This window comes from Colwellia sp., assembly GCF_013215345.1.
Taxonomy (GTDB): Bacteria; Pseudomonadota; Gammaproteobacteria; order Enterobacterales; family Alteromonadaceae; genus Colwellia.
Genome location: NZ_JABSOV010000082.1, coordinates 1 through 18,908 on the forward strand (window position 1 = coordinate 1; position 18,908 = coordinate 18,908).

Below are 18,908 nucleotides of genomic sequence, written 5' to 3' on the forward strand. Positions count from 1 at the left end.
CGAAGCCGCGGTTAAAGAGGGTGGTGTACTTGGCATGATGGGCTCATATAACGAATACTATGGTACTAATGCCAATCAAAGCAAACACTTGGTCATGGATATACTAAAAGGCGAGTGGGGCTATCAAGGTGTTTTACTTACCGATTGGCATGTTGATATTAATACCTATGATGCCGCTGTTAATGGTTTAGATTTAGAAATGGGCACTGATGTTGCTGATTATCAAGACTACTTCTTGGCTAAACCTTTTCTAGATATGATCCAAGCGGGTAAAATCCCTGAATCTGTCGCCGATGAAAAAGCTAGACGTATTTTACGAGTGCAGCACACTATAGGTATGTACGATGAAAATCGTTTATCGGGTGCTAGAAATACTAAAGCACATCAAGCTGCCGCCCGTAAAATTGCTACCGAAGGTGTGGTGTTGTTAAAAAATGACATTATTGGCACTAAAACGGTATTACCCTTAGATAGCAAGCAACTGAAAAATGTATTGGTACTTGGCCCTAATGCTGATAAAAAACATGGCACGGGCGGAGGCTCGTCAGAAGTAAAGTCTTTATATGAAGTGACGCCATTACAAGGCTTAAGGGCAAAGTTTGGTGAAAAAGTTAATATTACTGCGATGAGAGCACGCAGTAGTGAATTAGCTGCAATTGCCAGTGATTATGTAGAGAGTCGTCATTGGACAGGCACTCCTGCATGGAATATCGCTTATTTTACTGAAAAATCACGGATAAACTTAACCGAACAATATTGGATAGTTGATTCAAAATTTAAAGCCATAGCGCCAGCTAACGCTGAAGGTTCAGTCAATAATCAACACATCACTATGGCAGCAAAAATCAAACCTTTAATGTCCGGCTTGCATCAATTGAACGTGGAAATATTGGGTGATTTTCAATTAAAAATAAATGATGACATTGTTATTGCTCACCAAGTTAGTGTTGATACAACAAATGAACTTAGTGTATTAGCTTATGATATCGAGTTAATTGCAGGTGAGAGTTACCGTTTTGAAATTCAATATGATGGCAGTGAACACTTCACTTTAGGTTGGAATGCACCGGGTGAATTATTTAGTAGTGAAGCTGAGTATATTGCAGCAGCTAAACAAGCCGATGCAGTTATCTACTTTGGCGGTTTGAGTCATGGTGATGACAGGGAGTCAATTGATCGACCAGATATGAAACTACCTAACTCGCAAGATGAAATTATTAGTAAGCTAATTGCAGCCAATGAAAAAACTGTGGTATTCCTTGTTGCTGGCTCAGCTGTTGAAATGCCTTGGGCCGAGCAAGCTAATGCTATTGTTTGGGGTTGGTATGGCGGTATGGAAGCTGGTCATGCTTTTGCTGATATTTTAACCGGTGATGCTAACCCCAGTGGCAAAATGCCAATTACCTTGCCAGCTCATCTTGAAGATACCGCGCCAATTGCCCTAAACGATTATAACGCCAAAGAAAGTTTATACACCGAAGGGGTATTTATTGGCTATCGTTGGTTTGAACAACAAAATATAAAACCAACCTTTGTCTTTGGTCATGGCCTTTCATATACCAACTTTGCCTTAACGGATATTGCTTTATCGGCATCAAATATCACAGGGGGTGAAAATATAACTGTGACTGTCTGGGTTGAAAATACCGGTAAAGTCGCTGGTGCAGAAGTTGTGCAATTATATCTGCACGACATCGAGTCTAGTGTCGACAGGCCAATAAAGGAACTGAAAGGGTTTGCCAAGGTTTATTTAGCACCTGGTGAAAGTAAAAAAATTAGCATTACACTGACTAAACGTGATTTATCTTTTTGGGATGTTAACACTAATGATTGGTTAGCTGAAACTGGTCAGTTTGATGTGCTGTTGGGGACTGCTTTAAATAATATTAAACTCAGGGCGACTTTCACTTACCATCAGTAATTACTGCTGGTAATTATTAACAATAATTACCAGCAAAATGTCTACTTGGCGGAAGGGGGCTGTTAATGTCAGCCTTCTTTGCCAATAAGTTTCATGTTAAAGGGTATTTATTCTACCACCGCAGTGTTTATTTAAGTAAGCCACTACTATTATGCGACTAATTTTATTAAAATTAGTCGCATATATTTTAAAAAAGCCGCTATTTATGAAATTTAGTCCACTTGTGCAAGAGTTAATTGATTCACTAAAATGTTTACCTGGTGTTGGTGCAAAGTCTGCGCAACGCATGGCCTTTCAGTTACTTGAACGTAACCGACGTGGCGGCAGTAAACTTGCCAAAACTCTAGCAAAGGCGATGATTGATATTGGCCATTGCCAACAATGTCGTAATTTTACCGAAGAAGCCTTATGTGAAATTTGCCAAAGCCCTAAACGACAATTATCAACAACACTTTGTATTGTAGAGACGCCGGGTGACGTTATTGCCATAGAGCAAACCGGTGAGTTCTTTGGTAAATACTTTGTTTTGATGGGACATTTATCACCGATTGATGGCATAGGCCCGGATGACTTAGGCTTAGATATATTAGCGAAGCAATTTGCCAGTGGTCAGTTTATTGAGGTTATCTTAGCAACTAACCCTACAGTAGAGGGAGAGGCAACGGCACATTTTATTGCTGAGCTCGCTCAGCAATATCAAGTTAATATCTCTAGAATAGCGCACGGTGTGCCGGTAGGTGGCGAGTTAGAGTATGTCGATGGCAATACTTTATCTCATGCCTTATCAGGTAGAAAAGCCTATGAGATTTAGTTAATTAGGTTTAGGTTATGAGTTCTAGTTTATGAGCTTTAGTTAATCAGCTCTAGTAGGCTATTAATCGTTAATAAATAGACATAAGGCGGAACTAGAGGGAAGGTTTAACCGCCAGTAAATTTAACTTTAAAACCAGCCTTTTCTAAAACCTGTTGTATTACGTCACGCTTATCGCCTTGAACCTCAATGGTTTCACCTACGACTGAGCCGCCACTGCCACAGGTTTTCTTCAATTTCTTTGCTAATTCTTTTAGTGCTTTACTGTCTAGTCCTAGGCCACTAATAACAATAACACCTTTGCCTTTTCTACCTTTAGTTTCACGTCGGACCCGAGCAAAACCATCACTTGGCGTAACTGTTTTTTCTTTTTGTTGGCTAATACGGCCACTGTCAGTTGAATAGACTAATGAATCATCACTTGCTGGCGCCGCGTTATCACGCTCAATGGGTGCTTTACCAAATGCGGCGGCTAAATCACTTAAACTAGACAAACTATTTTTCATAACTCACTCAATACTATTAATCAGATTGGGATAACTAAACAAATTTTAGATAAAAGAAAACCACAGAAACGTTAATAGTCACTGTGGTTTTATTATATCAAGGCTTCAACAAGCTGAAAACTGCTTGTTAGCAATAAATTATTGCCTCAATATTTTATAGTTTGCTTTCTAACTCAGGTAAAGCATCAAACAAATCAGCAACAATACCGTAATCTGCTACTTGGAAGATTGGTGCTTCAGGGTCTTTGTTGATAGCAACAATGACTTTTGAGTCTTTCATACCGGCTAAATGTTGAATCGCGCCACTAATACCGACAGCGATATACAGGTCTGGTGCAACAATTTTACCTGTTTGACCAACTTGCATGTCGTTTGGTACAAAGCCAGCATCAACAGCTGCGCGTGATGCGCCAATAGCTGCGCCAAGTTTGTCGGCAATACCGTCAAGCAATTTAAAGTTCTCGCCATTTTGCATACCGCGACCACCAGAAATTATCACAGTAGCTGCACCTAGATCAGGTCGTTCAGAGACAGTAAATTCATCATTTACATGACTTGAGATACCCGCATCAGTAACGGTAGCTAAAGTAACAACTTCAGCATTACCATCGGTCGCTACGGCATCAAAGCCAGTAGTACGGACAGTGATAATCTTTTTGTCATCTAAACTTTGTACTGTGGCAATCGCGTTACCTGCATAGATAGGGCGAACAAAAGTGTCGCTACTTTCAACATCAATGATGTCAGAAATTTGCGCAACATCTAATAACGCAGCAACTCTAGGCATAAAGTTTTTGCCGGTAGTTAATGCCGTTGCTAGGATATGTTCATAATCGCTTGCTAATTCAGTCACTAACAAACTGACATTTTCAGCAAGTTGATGTTCATAAACAGCATTGTCAGCAACTAATACTTTGCTTACGCCATTTACTTTTACTGCGGCATCAACAACATTTTGACAATTAAAGCCAGCTACTAGCAAGGTGATATCACCACCAATTTTTTGCGCAGCGCCAACGGTCTTTAGAGTTTCAGCTTTTAACGAGCTGTTGTCGTGTTCAACAATTACTAAAATACTCATGAGATCACCTTGGCTTCATTTTTCAATTTTTCAACTAATTCATCAATACTTTCAACTATAACACCGGCTTTGCGCTCTGCTGGTGGAGTCACTTTTAATAATTTAGTACGTGGGGTTAAATCAATGCCAAAATCTGCCGCTGGTCTTACAACTAATGGCTTACGCTTGGCTTTCATAATATTAGGTAATGAAGCATAACGAGGTTCATTTAAACGTAAGTCTGTGGTTACAATCGCAGGTAAGTTAAGGGCAAGCGTTTGTAAACCGCCATCTACTTCACGGGTAACATTAACTTTTTCGCCTTCAACTTTTACCACTGAAGCAAAAGTACCTTGAGGCATACCTGTTAGTGCTGCTAGCATTTGACCTGTTTGATTGTTATCGCTATCAATTGATTGCTTACCTAAAATAACAAGTTGTGGTTGCTCTTCTTCAACTACTTTTTGTAATAACTTAGCAATGTTTAATGCATCTAGGCTTTCGCTAGTTTCAATTTGAATAGCGCGATCGGCGCCTAACGCTAATGCGGTACGCAACTGCTCTTGGCAAGACTTATCACCGATAGAAATTGCAATGACTTCTGTAGCTATACCAGCTTCTTTTAAACGTACAGCTTCTTCAACGGCAATTTCACAAAAAGGGTTTATCGCCATTTTTGTATTGGCAAGATCTACATTGGAATGATCGGGTTTTACTCGAACTTTGACGTTATAGTCAATAACACGTTTTATAGGAACTAATACTTTCATCGCAGCCTCTGAAAAGGTTGGTTAATTTACAATAATAGTTAAAAGATACCCTCGGTTGACGTCAACGTCAACGCAATCTTGGTTAAAACTTTTAAACTAAGATACAATCTATTTAAATGCTCATGTCAGTGTCTTGCTTGAGCACTTGTAATAAGATACTATCAAACACCTGTTTGAATATCAAACGCATGTTTGAATTTAATTACAAGCTTTTAAAATAATTATAGAATAATACTGGGAGATCTTATGGAACGCGAATCGATGGAATTTGACGTAGTCATTGTTGGCGCTGGACCTGCAGGTTTATCAACTGCTTGTCGCTTAATGCAACTTGCACAAGAAAAACAACAAGAATTAATGGTTTGTGTGGTGGAAAAAGGCTCGGAAGTGGGCGCACATATTCTGTCAGGTGCTGTTTTTGAACCAAGATCTTTAAATGAATTATTTCCAGACTGGCAAGAAAAAAATGCACCGTTAACGACTAAAGTAACGGGTGATGATATTTACCTGTTAAATAATGACAGCTCAGGCATCAAGTTACCTAACTTTTCTGTCCCAAAAACTATGCACAATGATGGCAACTACATTGTTAGCATGGGTAATGTTTGTCGCTGGTTAGCTGAGCAAGCAGAGCAACTTGGTGTTGAAATTTTCCCAGGTTTTCCTGCGCAAAGTGTTATATATAATGATGATGGTAGCGTTGGCGGTATTATTACCGGAGATATGGGCTTAGATGCCGACGGTAAAGAAAAAGACTCGTTTGAGCCAGGTATGGAGTTACGTGCTAAATACACAGTGTTTGCTGAAGGTTGTCGTGGTCATCTAGGTAAAGAGTTAATTGAAAAGTTTAATCTTGATGAAGATAGTTCACCACAACATTATGGTTTAGGTTTTAAAGAAATTTGGGACATAGCGCCAGAAAAACATCAAGAAGGTTTAGTAGTACATACTGCTGGCTGGCCATTAGATAAAGATACTACCGGTGGTGGTTACCTTTATCATGCTGAAAACAACCAAGTATTTGTTGGTTTAATTGTTGATTTAAATTATAGCAACCCACACCTAAGTCCTTTTGATGAATTTCAGCGTTATAAACATCATCCTAAAATTAGCCAATACCTTGAAGGTGGTAAGCGTGTTTCTTACGGTGCTCGTGCTATGGCCAAAGGCGGTTTTAATTCATTGCCTAAAATGACCATGCCGGGTGCATTATTAGTGGGTTGTGACGCTGGTACCATTAACTTTGCTAAAATCAAAGGTAATCATACGGCGATGAAATCAGGCATGCTAGCTGCTGAAGCTATAGCCCAGACATTGATTAGCAGTGAAGGTATTGCGGCTGAAGGTAAGCAAGATTTAACTAATTTTACCCAGCTTTATAAAGACTCTTGGTTATATGAAGAGTTATACAATACCCGTAACTTTGGTCCAGCGATGCATAAGTTTGGCACCATGTTAGGTGGCGCTTATAACATGGTAGATCAAAACTTCTTTGGCGGTAAATTACCGTTTAACTTTAAAGATGACACCTTAGACTATGCCCAATTAAAGCCAGCTGCAGATATGCCGGTTATTGATTACGCAAAGCCTGACAATAAATTAAGCTTTGATAAGTTATCTTCAGTATTTTTGTCAAATACGAACCATGAAGAAGAGCAGCCTTGTCACTTAAAACTTAAAGATGCAGCTATTCCTATCCAGGTGAATTTAGCTAAATTTAATGAGCCAGCACAGCTATATTGTCCTGCAGGTGTCTATGAAGTTGAAAAAACTGAGCAAGGCGATAAGTTTGTCATTAACGCGCAAAACTGTATTCACTGTAAAACCTGTGATATTAAAGACCCAAGTCAGAATATCACTTGGGTAACGCCAGAAGGTACCGGTGGTCCAAACTACCCGAATATGTAATCGCTAATTAATTTTAGTGTTTAAAAGCCCGAAGTACTCTAAAGAGTACTTCGGGCTTTTGCTTTTTAGCGGCTAAAAAGTTGGGCTTATACAGTAAGGAGTTCTAAAGCAAGGAGGTTATATACCCGTTACCATTCAAGATACATGTTTCAGAGTGCTTGAGCAATTTCAATTCAAGGCATATCAATGTAGCCATGGTTATTCAGGATAATATGCTCCTGCATTCTCTAATAGGCTACATCCATGTAGCGTCATTTCAAATTGATGTAACGATGAAGTGATGTTGCTCAAGCGCTTCTGCGATGGGTTTTAAATGACTTTATGCGGTGTTAAAGAACAAAAATATAGAATAACTATGTTTACCTTCTTCTCCTTGCCTAAAGTCATTTAAATTCCCACTGAAATCGAGCACTTTGAATGGTAACGGGTATATATTAGAGCTGTAATAGTTAGCTTTAATTAGATATTTTTATCAGATTATATTTTTTTAATGCCGGTATAGCCCGATGAAGCAGCGTTTCAATTTCATCTAATTGGCTGAACTTCTGACAAATGATAGCCGCTTTTTTATCGAGTGCTTTGGCACGTTCAGTGACTTCTAACTCTAACCCTTTACTAATGCTTTTTAAGCGTGTATCAAAGGTAGTTATTCGTGTTTCACCACCGTAATCACTATTGTCATCGTCTGCTAGAATTGACTGACCAACCGCGGCTAAGATAGAGCCAATAGACGTTGAAATCATCGCTTCAATCTCTTGTTCAAATTGACCTGTTAGCATTTCATCATAATCATTTAAGTCTTGTGGGGCGATATAATAGTTATCGGCACTTTGATTAAAGCGTGCGCGTATCCGCCACTTTAACTCATCAAACTTGGCTTGTACTTTTTGCTGTGAAGCACTATTCTCACCGGTTAAGCCAGCAATCACTTCATTGACTGCTTTTAAAGCAATATCAACACCTTCAACTGCAATAGAGACTATTTCGGGTACTTGCTGGCGAATCCCAGTACTAAAGCTGCTTAATAATTGTTGCTGTTCAATAGATAAGCTGACTTCTCTACCACTAATAAAAAGTTGTTTGCTATGGTTAATTTGTACTAAGGTTTTACCTTGCTCGACAATACGGATATGTTTGGGGTCAATAATAACCCCAAAATTTAGGTTGATAGAGCATTGCTGGGCATAGGCTTGCTGGTAAAAAGGTAAGCTAACGAAAAGCATAAAACTATATTTTAGCGTTGAGATATTTACCATAATCGTTAAGTATTCACTATCGGGTCAATAAGTATCTTTCTTTCACGATAGATCATTTTACTTGGGCCATATTCTCGGCGGGTTCTATCATTAAAGTCACCGACAATGAGCTCTACGCCATGATAAAGCTTTTCAGTTGCTTCAATATACACACTGGCCATGTACACTTGCAAGCTATCTTCAAGGGTGCTTTTTTCATTGAGCATTTCACCCATTTTATTGGCATGATATTGGTAGGTTGGCACTATTTTGGCTATTAGCTCTGGTTTTGCTTTTTCTTTCGGCAATTTCTTTAATTTATTTATTGCCGCTTTTAATTCATTGGTTTTATCTGTCTCTTCTTTGAGTAATACTTCTACTTGATGAATTTCATCTTTAAATTTCAGTATTTTGTGCTCAAAATTAACAATGGTATTACTACCAGCGGTAGCACCAATCATCCCCGCGTTTACCGAGCTGCCTGCCTTGGTATAACCGCCAATGAGTTTGCCATTGGCTTTGTCATTTTTTCCTATCCATAGGCGACCATTAATATCTAAAATACTGTGCAGTAACTGGTTTTCAATACGCACGTCTTGAGCACTGCTGATTTGTGCGTATTGGGCATATTTAGCATAAATACTGCCTTTAGCATGAATATTTACACTCATAGTAACGTCGGTAATATGAGTTTTTTCAATGTCATGTTTTCGGCCAATAATGCCACCCGAAATAGTAATGTCACCACCTGAATCAAGCGTGGCTGACTCAACAAAACCACCAACGGTAATATCACCTGAAGCTGTTACTTTCATGCCTTCAGTAACATCGCCATCAATAATTACACTGCCAGTAAAATTAATATTACCAGTAGCCACATTGACGTTTTTTATCTTATATATCTCGTCAACTTCCATACCATTGTTAATAAGCTTAGGTAGACCAACTTTCTCTGATACTAATATATTGTTGTTTTTCGGACTTATATTAGTCCCTTCACCCGCAACTAGCTCTACGTCATTACCTGGCTCAGGTGATAACGGTGTCGCTGTTACCGTGTAACCTTGTATACCTTGTGTTAACGGGACTTTTTTAGCTAAAGGGTCACCAACTTTTACACAGATAATATCGCCTAGATCGCGCATGTCTACGCTACCATCTTCGCGTTTTTTAGGTTTTAGTATACGTGTTTGTGCACTTTCGACTAATGGCTTGATGATGGCATCTTTACCGTTGACAGGTACTCTTCCTGAAGCAATTTGCATATCAACTTGATTATTAGGGGCTTCTTTTGCGGCAAGTTGGGCAAGTTGTATTAAATGCTCTTTACTAAAGCCTTTTTTTACCCCAGCTTCTTGTGCTGCTGTTAATATTGCTTTTGCCGTGAGGTGTTTACCACCTTGAGCACTAGTAATTTCAGCCTTGGCGCCCATTTCATCAGATTCTATGGTGATATTAATTTTTGCATCTACACGTTCAAGTACTTGATAACGTATGGTTCTACCGGTTTTTTTATCTTGTAAGGTTTTGAGTACATCATTTAACTCAGCCACGGCATTTTTAACATTACCATTATTGAGTCTAAGTTTTTTAAATTCTGAGGCATCAATTAGCTCTTTGATAGTCAAAGCGGAAATAGTATCTCCGCCTTTAATGGGCTCTAACACTAAATCGATATTATTCTTATTATTACTAATTAAACTGGCTTTGGTCATTACGGGGCTCCCCTAACCGTTAAGTACTGCTGAGCCAAATAACGGGTAGATGCTGTGCTTTTATTTTATAATTATTATGTGTGTGTTTGATCGAAAGCTGGCTTTACCTATAGCAAACCTACATATAATGATTTTGATGGATTTTAATAAAGCTTGTGGTGCCTTCTTTAGAATAATCAATCTTATACTCAATGCCATCAAGTGCTTGGACAAATAATAGTGTTTTCTCTTCACCAAATAATTCAGCAGAAGCAATATCAACAATATCTTGGTAAGCTTTTTTGGCAATAGAGCGTTTTGCAGGCACTTCACCCTTATAAATTCCTATGCCGCGGTGGCTGATAATAACGACAGATTTCTCGCCGTTGACAATAAGTAAATCGAATTTTTTTACTTTGTGTATTACGGTATTACGGCCGCTGGTTATAAAATTTTTCTCTATCAAAATAGGCTCCTAGTATTCATTTGTTACTTATCTTTGCTATTAGTCTTAATATATAAATTTTTACTAAACTAAGCAATGACTAAGCGATGACTTATCAGCTGATAATATTATTCTAGTTGATAACTTTATTAAAGCTTTGTCCTTTATCCTTGACAGCCGACAGCGGTAAAAAGGCTCTTTCTATCACATAGTTTGGTGTAGCCGTTACCTTTTGTAGGTATCGGCGTAATAAGTCTAAGCCTATTGCCGCGACAAACTGTTGAAACTGATGCCTATTATAAGGTAATAACAAACATTGAGTTTTGATATTGTCAATGCTACCCCAAGCTAACCAAACGGTACCCACAGGTTTATCTTCACTGCCACCATTCGGGCCGGCAATACCAGATACAGCAATGGCAAGATCTGCCTTCGACTTTAACAATGCACCTTTTGCCATGGCTATTACCACAGCTTCACTTACTGCGCCGTCTTGCTCGAAAAGGCTAGCAGGGACATCAAGCATAGCCGTTTTTATTTCGTTACTATAGGTGACATAACCGGCTTCAAAGCTCAATGATGAGCCACTGATTTCTGTTAATTTACTGGCAATGAGTCCACCAGTGCATGATTCTGCTGTGGTGACCTTTACAGATTGCTGCTGCAATTGGTTAAGTAGGTGTTCGGCTAAAGGTTTTGGTCTGCCTTGGATTTCAGCTATTAGATGCTCGCCAAGCACCTTGGCTAGCTTCTGTTGCCATAGTGGTTTTAATGCTAAACCTTGCTTGGTATTTGTGGTTAGTTTTATTTCAAGTAACGGCATACCGGCACGAAAACCCAGCTCTATTTCTGCGGGCCAATTGGGCAGTTGCTCATTAATGGCTTTTTGCAAACTTGACTCACCTAAGCCAAACACCTGCAGGCGAGTAACATCTGTGGTTAAATTACTCGGTAATTTTTCAGCAATAGCGGGCACTATTTGTTCTCTTAGCATGTTTTTTAGTTCATGAGGCACGCCGGGGGTACAGTAAATATCACACTCTTTATAACGCACGGAAAAACCCACCGCGCTGCCACTTCTATTGGCGATTATTTGGCAACCAGCAGGCAGTATCGCTTGTTTTAAGTTAGGGGCATTTAATTCAGTACCACGTTGTTGACACCAAAGGGTTAAATGAGCAAGCGCTTGTGGGTGTTGACTTAACTCTTCCCCGATAGCAAGACTTAACGCTTGGGCGGTTAAATCATCCACTGTAGGACCTAGACCACCATTGATGATTAATATGTCGCTAGTACTTGCCATGTAGGTAATTTCACTGACCAGTAGTGCTAAATTATCGGCAATGGTTACCTTACGATTAACTTCAAGTCCAAGTACCTTTAATAATTGTGCCATCATGGCAGAGTTACTGTCGACAATGTCTCCAGTCATCAACTCATTACCGGTTAATAATAACTGTACTTTCGGGGCTGACATCTATCGCTTTCCTAACTGTAATTATTTGTCGATAAATTTAAACCTTTTTATCTCAACTTACATCTAATTTTTTTGTGAAGTCAAAAACAATATAAAATAGAGGGAATAATTCATGAGTAATAAAATTAACAACTGTTTAAAGCGTTTAGTGCTTTGTACCGCGCTTATTTTGCCTAGTTTGCAAGTATCAGCACAAGTGATTGAGGAAGTTGAACAGTCTTTTTCGATATCAAAGCAAAGTGATTTTAGCTTAAATAATATTAATGGCACTGTGACCATCAATAGCTGGCAGGAAAATAGCGTAAAAATACTGGCAAAAATTACCGCACAAACACAAACGTCTAGTGATGACGTGATTATTAAAATGACTCAGTCGGGTCCGAAAGTAACGGTTAGCACAGACTATAAAGAAAAGGGTTATCGCCAACATAAACAGGCAGCTAAAGTGGATTACCAAGTATGGTTACCAGCGGAGACTAATTTAACAGACATTGAGCTTATTAACGGTAGTTTAGTGATTAAAGATATAAGTGGGAAAGTAGCGGCGCAAGTGGTTAATGGTTCAATCAATGCGACCGGTTTAAGGGGAGACAGTGACGTTAGCTCAGTTAATGGCAGCGTAAATGTTTGGTATCACCAATATGCTCATGACATTGAAAATATAGCCGTTGAAACTGTTAACGGCAGTATAAAATTGTACCTTCCTGAAAATATCAATGCTGACATTACGGCTGATACCATGCATGGCAGTATTAACACTACCTTTGGCTTAACAGCTAACAAGAATGGTTTTTTGGGTCTTAACCTACGCGGAAAAATTGGCAACGGCGGAGGTCAAATTAATTTAGACAGCGTTAATGGCAGTATTGAGCTGTTAAAAAGTGAATAGCAGTCTGTACCTAGTTAGTTAGCAATGCATTATTGTCATTAGTGCATAAAAATAGAATTATTTTTTATATTTGCACTTTTTACCTAAATATAACCATAAGTTTGTTGATTCAAGCTTATGGTTTTTTTATGATTAACTAATAACTTAAAGTTCTAGTTCCACATGGCAAAATTTGAGGAAAACACATAGTGAGTAAAAAGACTTATCCCCGGGCGTTACTTTTTGGTCGTTGGTATCGAAATGATATTGATGAGCAAGGTAATGAAACCGTTGAATATGCTCAGCTTAGCAGTGATGGCAGCTTTGAATTTACCTTTATAACCCTTGATGAAAAGGGTGAGGTTATTGATGAAATTACCGAACTGGGTGATTGGGGATTAGTGGCAGATATTCACTTTACCTTAACAAAAAACGAACTGATTAATGAAGAACTCTACTCAGCAGATTTAAATAATGATGATAATTATCATGCATATAAAGTACTAGGGTTGGATCATAAAATATTTCATTACCAGCATATATTAACCAATGAAGAATATATTATGAGACGGGTTGTTGATAACCTCGGTCATTGTTAGAATAATGGACAAGAATTTACTGATTTACCTAAATTAAATTAAAATCAAATAAGAATTAGAGATAGTTAATGAAGCGATTAAAAGCAGCAAGTTTAATTACCGCAATAAAAACTCCTTACACCGAAAAAGGAGAAGTTTGTTTAAAAAGTTACGATTTCTTGATAAAAGAGCAAATCGCTGCCGGTGTTGATGGCATTGTCGTCGGTGGAACTACCGGTGAAGGGCACTTACTTAGCTGGGAAGAGCATTTAATGCTAATTGCTCATTGTGTGCATCATTTTGGTGATAAATTAATTATTGTGGGTAATACGGGCAGTAATAATACCCGCGAAGCCATAAAAGCCACCGAATATGGTTTTGCTATAGGCATGGATGCAGCACTACAAATCAACCCATACTATGGCCGTACCTCTCTTAAGGGCGTAATCGAACATTTTAAAAAAGTACTCGATATTGGTCCCGCCTTTATTTATAACGTGCCAGGTAGAACGGGACAAGATTTAACGGCAGAATTCATTGAGCCTTTAGCAACACATAAAAACTTTATTGGCGTAAAAGAGTGTGCTGGTAACGATCGTATTGCCTATTATGAAAAACAAGGCATTGCTTGTTGGTCAGGTAATGATGATGAAAGTTATGCCGGTCGTCATGAATACGGCTCCCATGGCGTGATTTCTGTTACTTCAAATATTATCCCTGGCATTATGCGTCAGCTAATGGATAAAGAGAACTTAACGCAAACCACAGTACTTAATGAAGAAGTACAAGACTTAATGAAGTGGCTATTTTGTGAGCCTAACCCGATTGCAATCAATAGCGCGTTAATGATGACAGATGCGGTGCCTAAAAATATTCGTTTACCTTATCAAGCACTGACACTAGAGCAACGTCAGCAGGGCCTAGATATTTTAAAAACCTTTGCCACTAAAGACTTAGTTGGTGATAGTTTATCGCTACTTGCAGATGATGACTTTAATTATTGTATTTAAGATCTGCATCTAATAGCTGCATTTAAGCGCTGTATATAGACGTTATGTGCTGGTAAACAGTTTTCAGCGCGAGACAACCTATAAATTTAAAGCCTCAGTTCTAACGTATGTTACAACTGGGGCTTTAATGTTTCTGGCAATTCAAAAAGTCGTTCTAAGCGCTCATCCCTTAACAAAGATAGCGGGCAATCAAAACGCAAGCTCACTGCGCACAGTTGTAAATTACATGGCTCATTTTCATCTGCTATGCCATGTAATCTATCACCTACCACCGGCAATCCAATACTGGCAGCATGTATGCGTATTTGATGCTTTCGGCCACTGTCTATTTTGACTTTTATTAACGAACGTTTGGCAGCGTTATCATACGCCAAGCAAGTAAAAGTACTGCGGGCACTCTTGCCGTCTATGTCACTGTCAATAACCTCTGGTTGTGATCTGTCACTGTGATCGCCATGGACAATAATGTGATAATGCTTTTCTAGTCGGTGATGCTCAAACATATTCGATAATGCTCGTGCCGCTGTTTTACTGTGCGCTACGAGGATCAAGCCAGTCGCCGCTCTATCAAGTCTATGGACAATAAAAGCAGGGCGTTCATTTGGTAAGTTTTGCTGAGCAAAGCGAGCAATAGTGCAATGATCACTCCATTTAGAGCCTTGTGACAACATACCGTAGGGTTTATACCAGACGCTGTAATCAACTAAGTCTGCAATCAACTGAGCTTGTGGGACAGGTGTACCGAGCACTTCACTATTGTAATAAAAATGCAGTTCATCACCAGGGAGTAATTGTTTTTTTACCCGACGTAAGCGTTGGGTTTGTTTTTTATTTTTTGATGGCGTTAACCATAAGGCACCTTTACTAATTGCTTGCTTTAGCGTTGCCTTGGACAGTACTATGCCTTGAGCTATCGCATAGTTCTCAAGTAAGGTAATCGCTGTACCACTTTGCTGTTCACTTGCTTTAATATGCCATTCAAACTTGTGATATTTGATTTGAGCGCTTTGACTGCTTTGATTGTTAGACTCAAGTGATGAGTCGGCGGACTGTATTGGCATAATTTTAGTGTGCTACAAGGCTGGTATGTTTATTTTACTAGGTTTATGGTCTGTGCAAAGCTAAAATAAGCCATTGATAATAATAATCTGCAAAATTGCAGCAAATGAGTACTAATATGAGCCGTGATCTAACACTTTTACCTGAAGATGAAATAGGCAATACCCTTTGGCAGATGAATCAAAATGGTGATGACCTTAACAGCGAACGTGAAATTGAATTCTCAATGTTATTTCCTAGTCAAGAATTAGCGCTTAAGTTCGGTCAGATATTATTAGAAAACAACCAAAAACTTTCATTTACGCCCAATGAAGCGAATGAAGATTTACCATGGGAAATTACTGCTTATCCGTATATGCCGGCAACTTATGAAAATATAACAAGTTATCAGGAGTTACTCGTTGCAGGTGCGGAACCTTTAAAAGGCCAGTTTTCGGGTGTTTATTTTATCGCTTAACTAGACACTTGTTTTAAGTGTACCCTTGGTTATATTATTAGTGAGTTTGACAAGTATATGAACATAGATCTTAAACAATTCTCAGCGTTACAAAAAGCCAGTAAAGAGTCGTTTTTTGAGCAAAAGAAATTACTTAAACAAGTAATGTTAGGTAAAACTGTATTCTGTAAAGTCTGTAAACAACCACTTAAACTTCATACCCCTGAGCAAGCTGGCCCAACAGGCGTACGCTGTGTAAAAGGCTGTACTGATATTTCATTAGATTTTGTTTAACCTTTCATAAATGTTTAGCTTTCTACCCATAAGGTTGAAAGCTAAAGCCATTATAAAAAAGTAGCGATATCTTCTAGGCTCTTTTTCACCTGCGCATGAGCAGGAACTGTCGCATCTTTATTTGGATAACCAGCAATGAGTAACATATAAGCACGCTCATTATCGCCACGTAGGCAAACCTTGTTTAAAAAAGACATGGGTTTTGGTGTGTGGGTCAAAGTGGCTAAGCCAGCATTATGCAGTGCGGTAATCAATATGCCAGTGGCTATACCAACCGATTCATGCACATAATAATTAGTTTTTTTATCCTCCTCACTTTCACCCTTACTTCCGACCTTAGTAATACCACCTTTCTTTTGACTAAAAATAGCGATTAACCAAGGTGCATGTTCTAAATAAGGCTTGTCAGCGTCAGTGCCTAAATCCTTTAACGCTTCTAGCCACTCTTCTCCTGCACGACCCTCATAAAAACCTCGTTCGTGAAACTCAGCTTGCTCTCTAATTTTTTTCTTAATACCAGCAGAGCTAACAGCAACAAAGTGCCAAGGCTGATGATTTGCACCACTTGGTGCTGTCCCTGCTGCTTTCAAACAGTTTTCTATAACTTCTTTATCGACAGGTCTATCACTAAAGCTCCGTATAGAATGACGGCGCTTTACTTGGTTATAAAAATCTTGCGAGCGCTCAAGCATTTCTGCTTCAGGGTATTCTATGTAATCGGAAAGAGGAGAGCAGTCATGTTGTTGCATAAGCAAGATGTCCTTTATTATTTTTGTTAGTTAGGGGTCGATAGGTGTTAGTAATTAAATCATATTTAGTAACAATATTTTAACAAGGAAAAAAAGGCAATAAAAAACCGACAAATCCCTTAACAGAAATTTACCGGTTCTATTTTATTGTTCATTTTGCAGCTAGTTAGTCCAAATCAGAGGAAAAAGCACGGAGCTGACGAATGTCAGTGAGTACTTTTGACAAATGATTTGGGCTTAATAGCAATAAAATTAACCTATAAAAGCACGAGCGTTACGGAACATGCGCACCCAAGGTGAATCTTCACCCCAGCTATCTGGATGCCATGAGTTAGCAACAGTTCTAAATACACGTTCAGGATGTGGCATCATAATCGTGACACGACCATCGGTAGTTGTTAATGCAGTTATACCATCAACTGAGCCGTTAGGGTTAGCTGGGTACGTTTCAGTAACTTCACCGTAGTTATTAACGAAACGCATTGATATAGTGCCTGAATTGTTAGCAGCATCAATGGCAGTATCAGAGCTAAATTCAGCATGACCTTCACCGTGTGACACAGCGATTGGCATACGTGAACCTTCCATACCTTTAAATAATACTGATGGACTCTCTTGTATTTCAACTAATGAGAAACGTGCTTCAAAACGCTCTGATTTGTTTTGTACAAAGTGAGGCCAGTGCTCAGAGCCAGGGATGATGGCTTTTAAGTTAGACAACATCTGACAACCGTTACAAACACCTAAAGTGAACGTAGTTTCACGTTCGAAGAACGTTTTAAACATTTCGCGAGCATTGTCATTAAATAAGATTGATTTTGCCCAACCTTCACCAGCGCCTAATACGTCACCGTAAGAGAAACCACCACAAGCAACTAAGCCGTTAAAGTCAGCTAAATCAGTACGACCAGATAAAATATCAGACATATGAACGTCAACCGCAACAAAACCGGCTCTGTCAAACGCTGCAGCCATTTCAACATGAGAGTTAACACCTTGCTCACGTAAAATAGCAACACGTGGGTTAGCTACTCCATCTGCACTGTTTTGTGCATCTTTAACAGCATCTCTAATAATAAGGTCAGCAACAATATCTTCGTTGATATCAAAAGTAAGCTCAGTGTTCAAACCTGGATCTTCAGTATCAAATTTAACATCGTGTTCTTGTTGTGCACATTCAGGGTTATCACGTAGCGACTGCATTCTATAGGTCGTTTGTGCCCAAACAGTACGGTAATAAGTACGAGAGTTTTCTAGGACAACTGTCCCATCACGGCTAAAGCGGATAGTATCTTCGTTGTTAAGTCGGCCAATTTCGGTGCAGTAATCAAGAATGCCATGTTCAGCTAAAATCGCGTGAATAGCATCAACGTCGCTTTCACGGATTTGCATAACAGCGCCAAGCTCTTCATTAAATAAAGTTGCTAAATCATCACTTTCGCCATTTGAAAGCTTACTGATGTCAATATCAACACCGGTATGACCGGCAAACGCCATTTCAGTAACAGTAGTGAATAAACCACCATCTGAAATATCATGATAAGCCACCAGCTTCTCAGCACGTACCAGTGCTTGCATGGCGTTGAAGAAGCCTTTTAATACTTCAGGGCTATCAACATCTGGAGTTTCATTACCTAGCTGTTTGTAAACTTGCGCTAAACATGAACCACCTAAACGCTTTTTACCTTTTGATAAGTCGATAGCAACTAAGCGAGTGTCACCCTTATCAGTGCGAAGCTCTGGAGTAACCGTTTTACGAATATCTTCAACAACACCAAAAGCGGTGATGATTAATGACATAGGTGAAGTGACAGACTTTTGTTCGCCGTTTTCGTCCCATTGAGTACGCATCGACATAGAGTCTTTACCTACTGGTATGGTTAAACCAAGGGCTGGACAAAGTTCTTCACCAATGGCTTTAACCGCTTCATAAAGACCAGCATCTTCACCAGGATGACCTGCAGGAGACATCCAGTTAGCTGAAAGCTTGATAGGGTTTAAATCACCAATATCAGTACCGGCAATGTTAGTTAGTGACTCTGCTACTGCTAAACGAGCAGAAGCGCCAAAGTTTAATAAGGCAACAG

Annotated in this window: 18 protein-coding genes; 8 read left to right on the plus strand and 10 right to left on the minus strand. The window is 39.1% G+C overall.

The window, feature by feature from the left end:
• Both HRT50_RS12775 and recR read left to right on the plus strand, forming a co-directional pair.
• A partial coding sequence (locus HRT50_RS12775; protein WP_291615107.1) for a glycoside hydrolase family 3 C-terminal domain-containing protein occupies window positions 1–1,921 on the plus strand: 1,921 nt, incomplete at its 5' end.
• 205 nt (window positions 1,922–2,126) lie between these two features.
• A complete protein-coding gene (recR, locus tag HRT50_RS12780; protein WP_291615109.1) occupies window positions 2,127–2,732 on the plus strand; it encodes a recombination mediator RecR in 606 nt (201 codons plus the stop codon).
• Between the two features lie 107 nt (window positions 2,733–2,839).
• Here the strand turns inward: recR and HRT50_RS12785 are convergent, their stop codons facing one another.
• The 3 genes from HRT50_RS12785 to HRT50_RS12795 all read right to left on the minus strand — a co-directional run bounded on the left by HRT50_RS12785 (window position 2,840) and on the right by HRT50_RS12795 (window position 5,068).
• Window positions 2,840–3,238, minus strand: a complete 399-nt coding sequence (locus HRT50_RS12785; RefSeq protein ID WP_367238877.1) for a stress response translation initiation inhibitor YciH — start codon at window positions 3,236–3,238, stop codon at window positions 2,840–2,842.
• A 154-nt stretch (window positions 3,239–3,392) separates the two neighbouring features.
• Window positions 3,393–4,319: an FAD-binding protein gene (locus HRT50_RS12790; RefSeq protein ID WP_291615111.1), complete on the minus strand. Its 927-nt coding sequence runs from the start codon at window positions 4,317–4,319 to the stop codon at window positions 3,393–3,395.
• Window positions 4,316–5,068 carry an electron transfer flavoprotein subunit beta/FixA family protein gene (locus tag HRT50_RS12795; protein WP_291615113.1) on the minus strand — a complete coding sequence of 251 codons (753 nt, stop codon included), beginning with the start codon at window positions 5,066–5,068 and terminating at the stop codon, window positions 4,316–4,318. The genes HRT50_RS12790 and HRT50_RS12795 overlap by 4 nt, the downstream gene beginning before the upstream one ends.
• Before the next feature lie 246 nt (window positions 5,069–5,314).
• On the opposite strand from HRT50_RS12795, the gene HRT50_RS12800 reads away from it, so the two are divergent.
• Complete coding sequence (locus HRT50_RS12800) at window positions 5,315–6,976, plus strand: electron transfer flavoprotein-ubiquinone oxidoreductase (protein ID WP_291615115.1); 1,662 nt, start codon at window positions 5,315–5,317, stop codon at window positions 6,974–6,976.
• 455 nt (window positions 6,977–7,431) lie between these two features.
• Here HRT50_RS12800 and HRT50_RS12805 read toward each other — a convergent pair whose 3' ends face one another.
• The 4 genes from HRT50_RS12805 to HRT50_RS12820 all read right to left on the minus strand — a co-directional run bounded on the left by HRT50_RS12805 (window position 7,432) and on the right by HRT50_RS12820 (window position 11,827).
• Window positions 7,432–8,199, minus strand: coding sequence for a YggN family protein (locus tag HRT50_RS12805; protein ID WP_291615117.1), 768 nt, complete (start codon window positions 8,197–8,199; stop codon window positions 7,432–7,434).
• 38 nt (window positions 8,200–8,237) lie between these two features.
• Window positions 8,238–9,926 carry a DUF342 domain-containing protein gene (locus HRT50_RS12810; RefSeq protein WP_291615119.1) on the minus strand — a complete coding sequence of 563 codons (1,689 nt, stop codon included), beginning with the start codon at window positions 9,924–9,926 and terminating at the stop codon, window positions 8,238–8,240.
• Between the two features lie 118 nt (window positions 9,927–10,044).
• A complete protein-coding gene (locus HRT50_RS12815; protein WP_291615121.1) occupies window positions 10,045–10,371 on the minus strand; it encodes a hypothetical protein in 327 nt (108 codons plus the stop codon).
• A 112-nt stretch (window positions 10,372–10,483) separates the two neighbouring features.
• Complete coding sequence (locus tag HRT50_RS12820; RefSeq protein WP_291615123.1) at window positions 10,484–11,827, minus strand: CinA family nicotinamide mononucleotide deamidase-related protein; 1,344 nt, start codon at window positions 11,825–11,827, stop codon at window positions 10,484–10,486.
• A gap of 112 nt (window positions 11,828–11,939) precedes the next feature.
• Here HRT50_RS12820 and HRT50_RS12825 point away from each other — a divergent pair, with 112 nt between their 5' ends.
• The 3 genes from HRT50_RS12825 (at window position 11,940) to dapA (ending at window position 14,283) form a co-directional block, all read left to right on the plus strand.
• The gene (locus HRT50_RS12825; RefSeq protein WP_291615125.1) at window positions 11,940–12,716 is read left to right on the plus strand and encodes a DUF4097 family beta strand repeat-containing protein; all 777 of its coding nucleotides are present in this window, start codon (window positions 11,940–11,942) and stop codon (window positions 12,714–12,716) included.
• Between the two features lie 188 nt (window positions 12,717–12,904).
• Window positions 12,905–13,294, plus strand: a complete 390-nt coding sequence (locus HRT50_RS12830) for a hypothetical protein (RefSeq protein ID WP_291615127.1) — start codon at window positions 12,905–12,907, stop codon at window positions 13,292–13,294.
• 68 nt (window positions 13,295–13,362) lie between these two features.
• Window positions 13,363–14,283: a 4-hydroxy-tetrahydrodipicolinate synthase gene (dapA, locus tag HRT50_RS12835; protein ID WP_291615129.1), complete on the plus strand. Its 921-nt coding sequence runs from the start codon at window positions 13,363–13,365 to the stop codon at window positions 14,281–14,283.
• Window positions 14,284–14,393: 110 nt separating this feature from the next.
• Here dapA and HRT50_RS12840 read toward each other — a convergent pair whose 3' ends face one another.
• On the minus strand, window positions 14,394–15,344 hold the full coding sequence (locus HRT50_RS12840; protein ID WP_291615131.1) for an RluA family pseudouridine synthase: 951 nt from the start codon (window positions 15,342–15,344) through the stop codon (window positions 14,394–14,396).
• Window positions 15,345–15,460: 116 nt separating this feature from the next.
• Between HRT50_RS12840 and HRT50_RS12845 the strand changes: the two genes are divergently transcribed.
• Together HRT50_RS12845 and HRT50_RS12850 are read left to right on the plus strand one after the other, a co-directional pair.
• A complete protein-coding gene (locus HRT50_RS12845) occupies window positions 15,461–15,799 on the plus strand; it encodes a ribonuclease E inhibitor RraB (RefSeq protein WP_291615133.1) in 339 nt (112 codons plus the stop codon).
• 57 nt (window positions 15,800–15,856) lie between these two features.
• Window positions 15,857–16,072 (plus strand): hypothetical protein, encoded by a 216-nt coding sequence (locus tag HRT50_RS12850; RefSeq protein ID WP_291615135.1) that lies wholly within the window; start codon window positions 15,857–15,859, stop codon window positions 16,070–16,072.
• A gap of 50 nt (window positions 16,073–16,122) precedes the next feature.
• On the opposite strand, the gene HRT50_RS12855 is transcribed toward HRT50_RS12850, so the two are convergent.
• Both HRT50_RS12855 and purL read right to left on the minus strand, forming a co-directional pair.
• Window positions 16,123–16,821, minus strand: coding sequence for a nitroreductase family protein (locus HRT50_RS12855; protein ID WP_291615137.1), 699 nt, complete (start codon window positions 16,819–16,821; stop codon window positions 16,123–16,125).
• A 252-nt stretch (window positions 16,822–17,073) separates the two neighbouring features.
• Window positions 17,074–18,908: phosphoribosylformylglycinamidine synthase (purL, locus tag HRT50_RS12860; protein ID WP_291615139.1), on the minus strand; the 1,835-nt coding region annotated here is incomplete at its 5' end.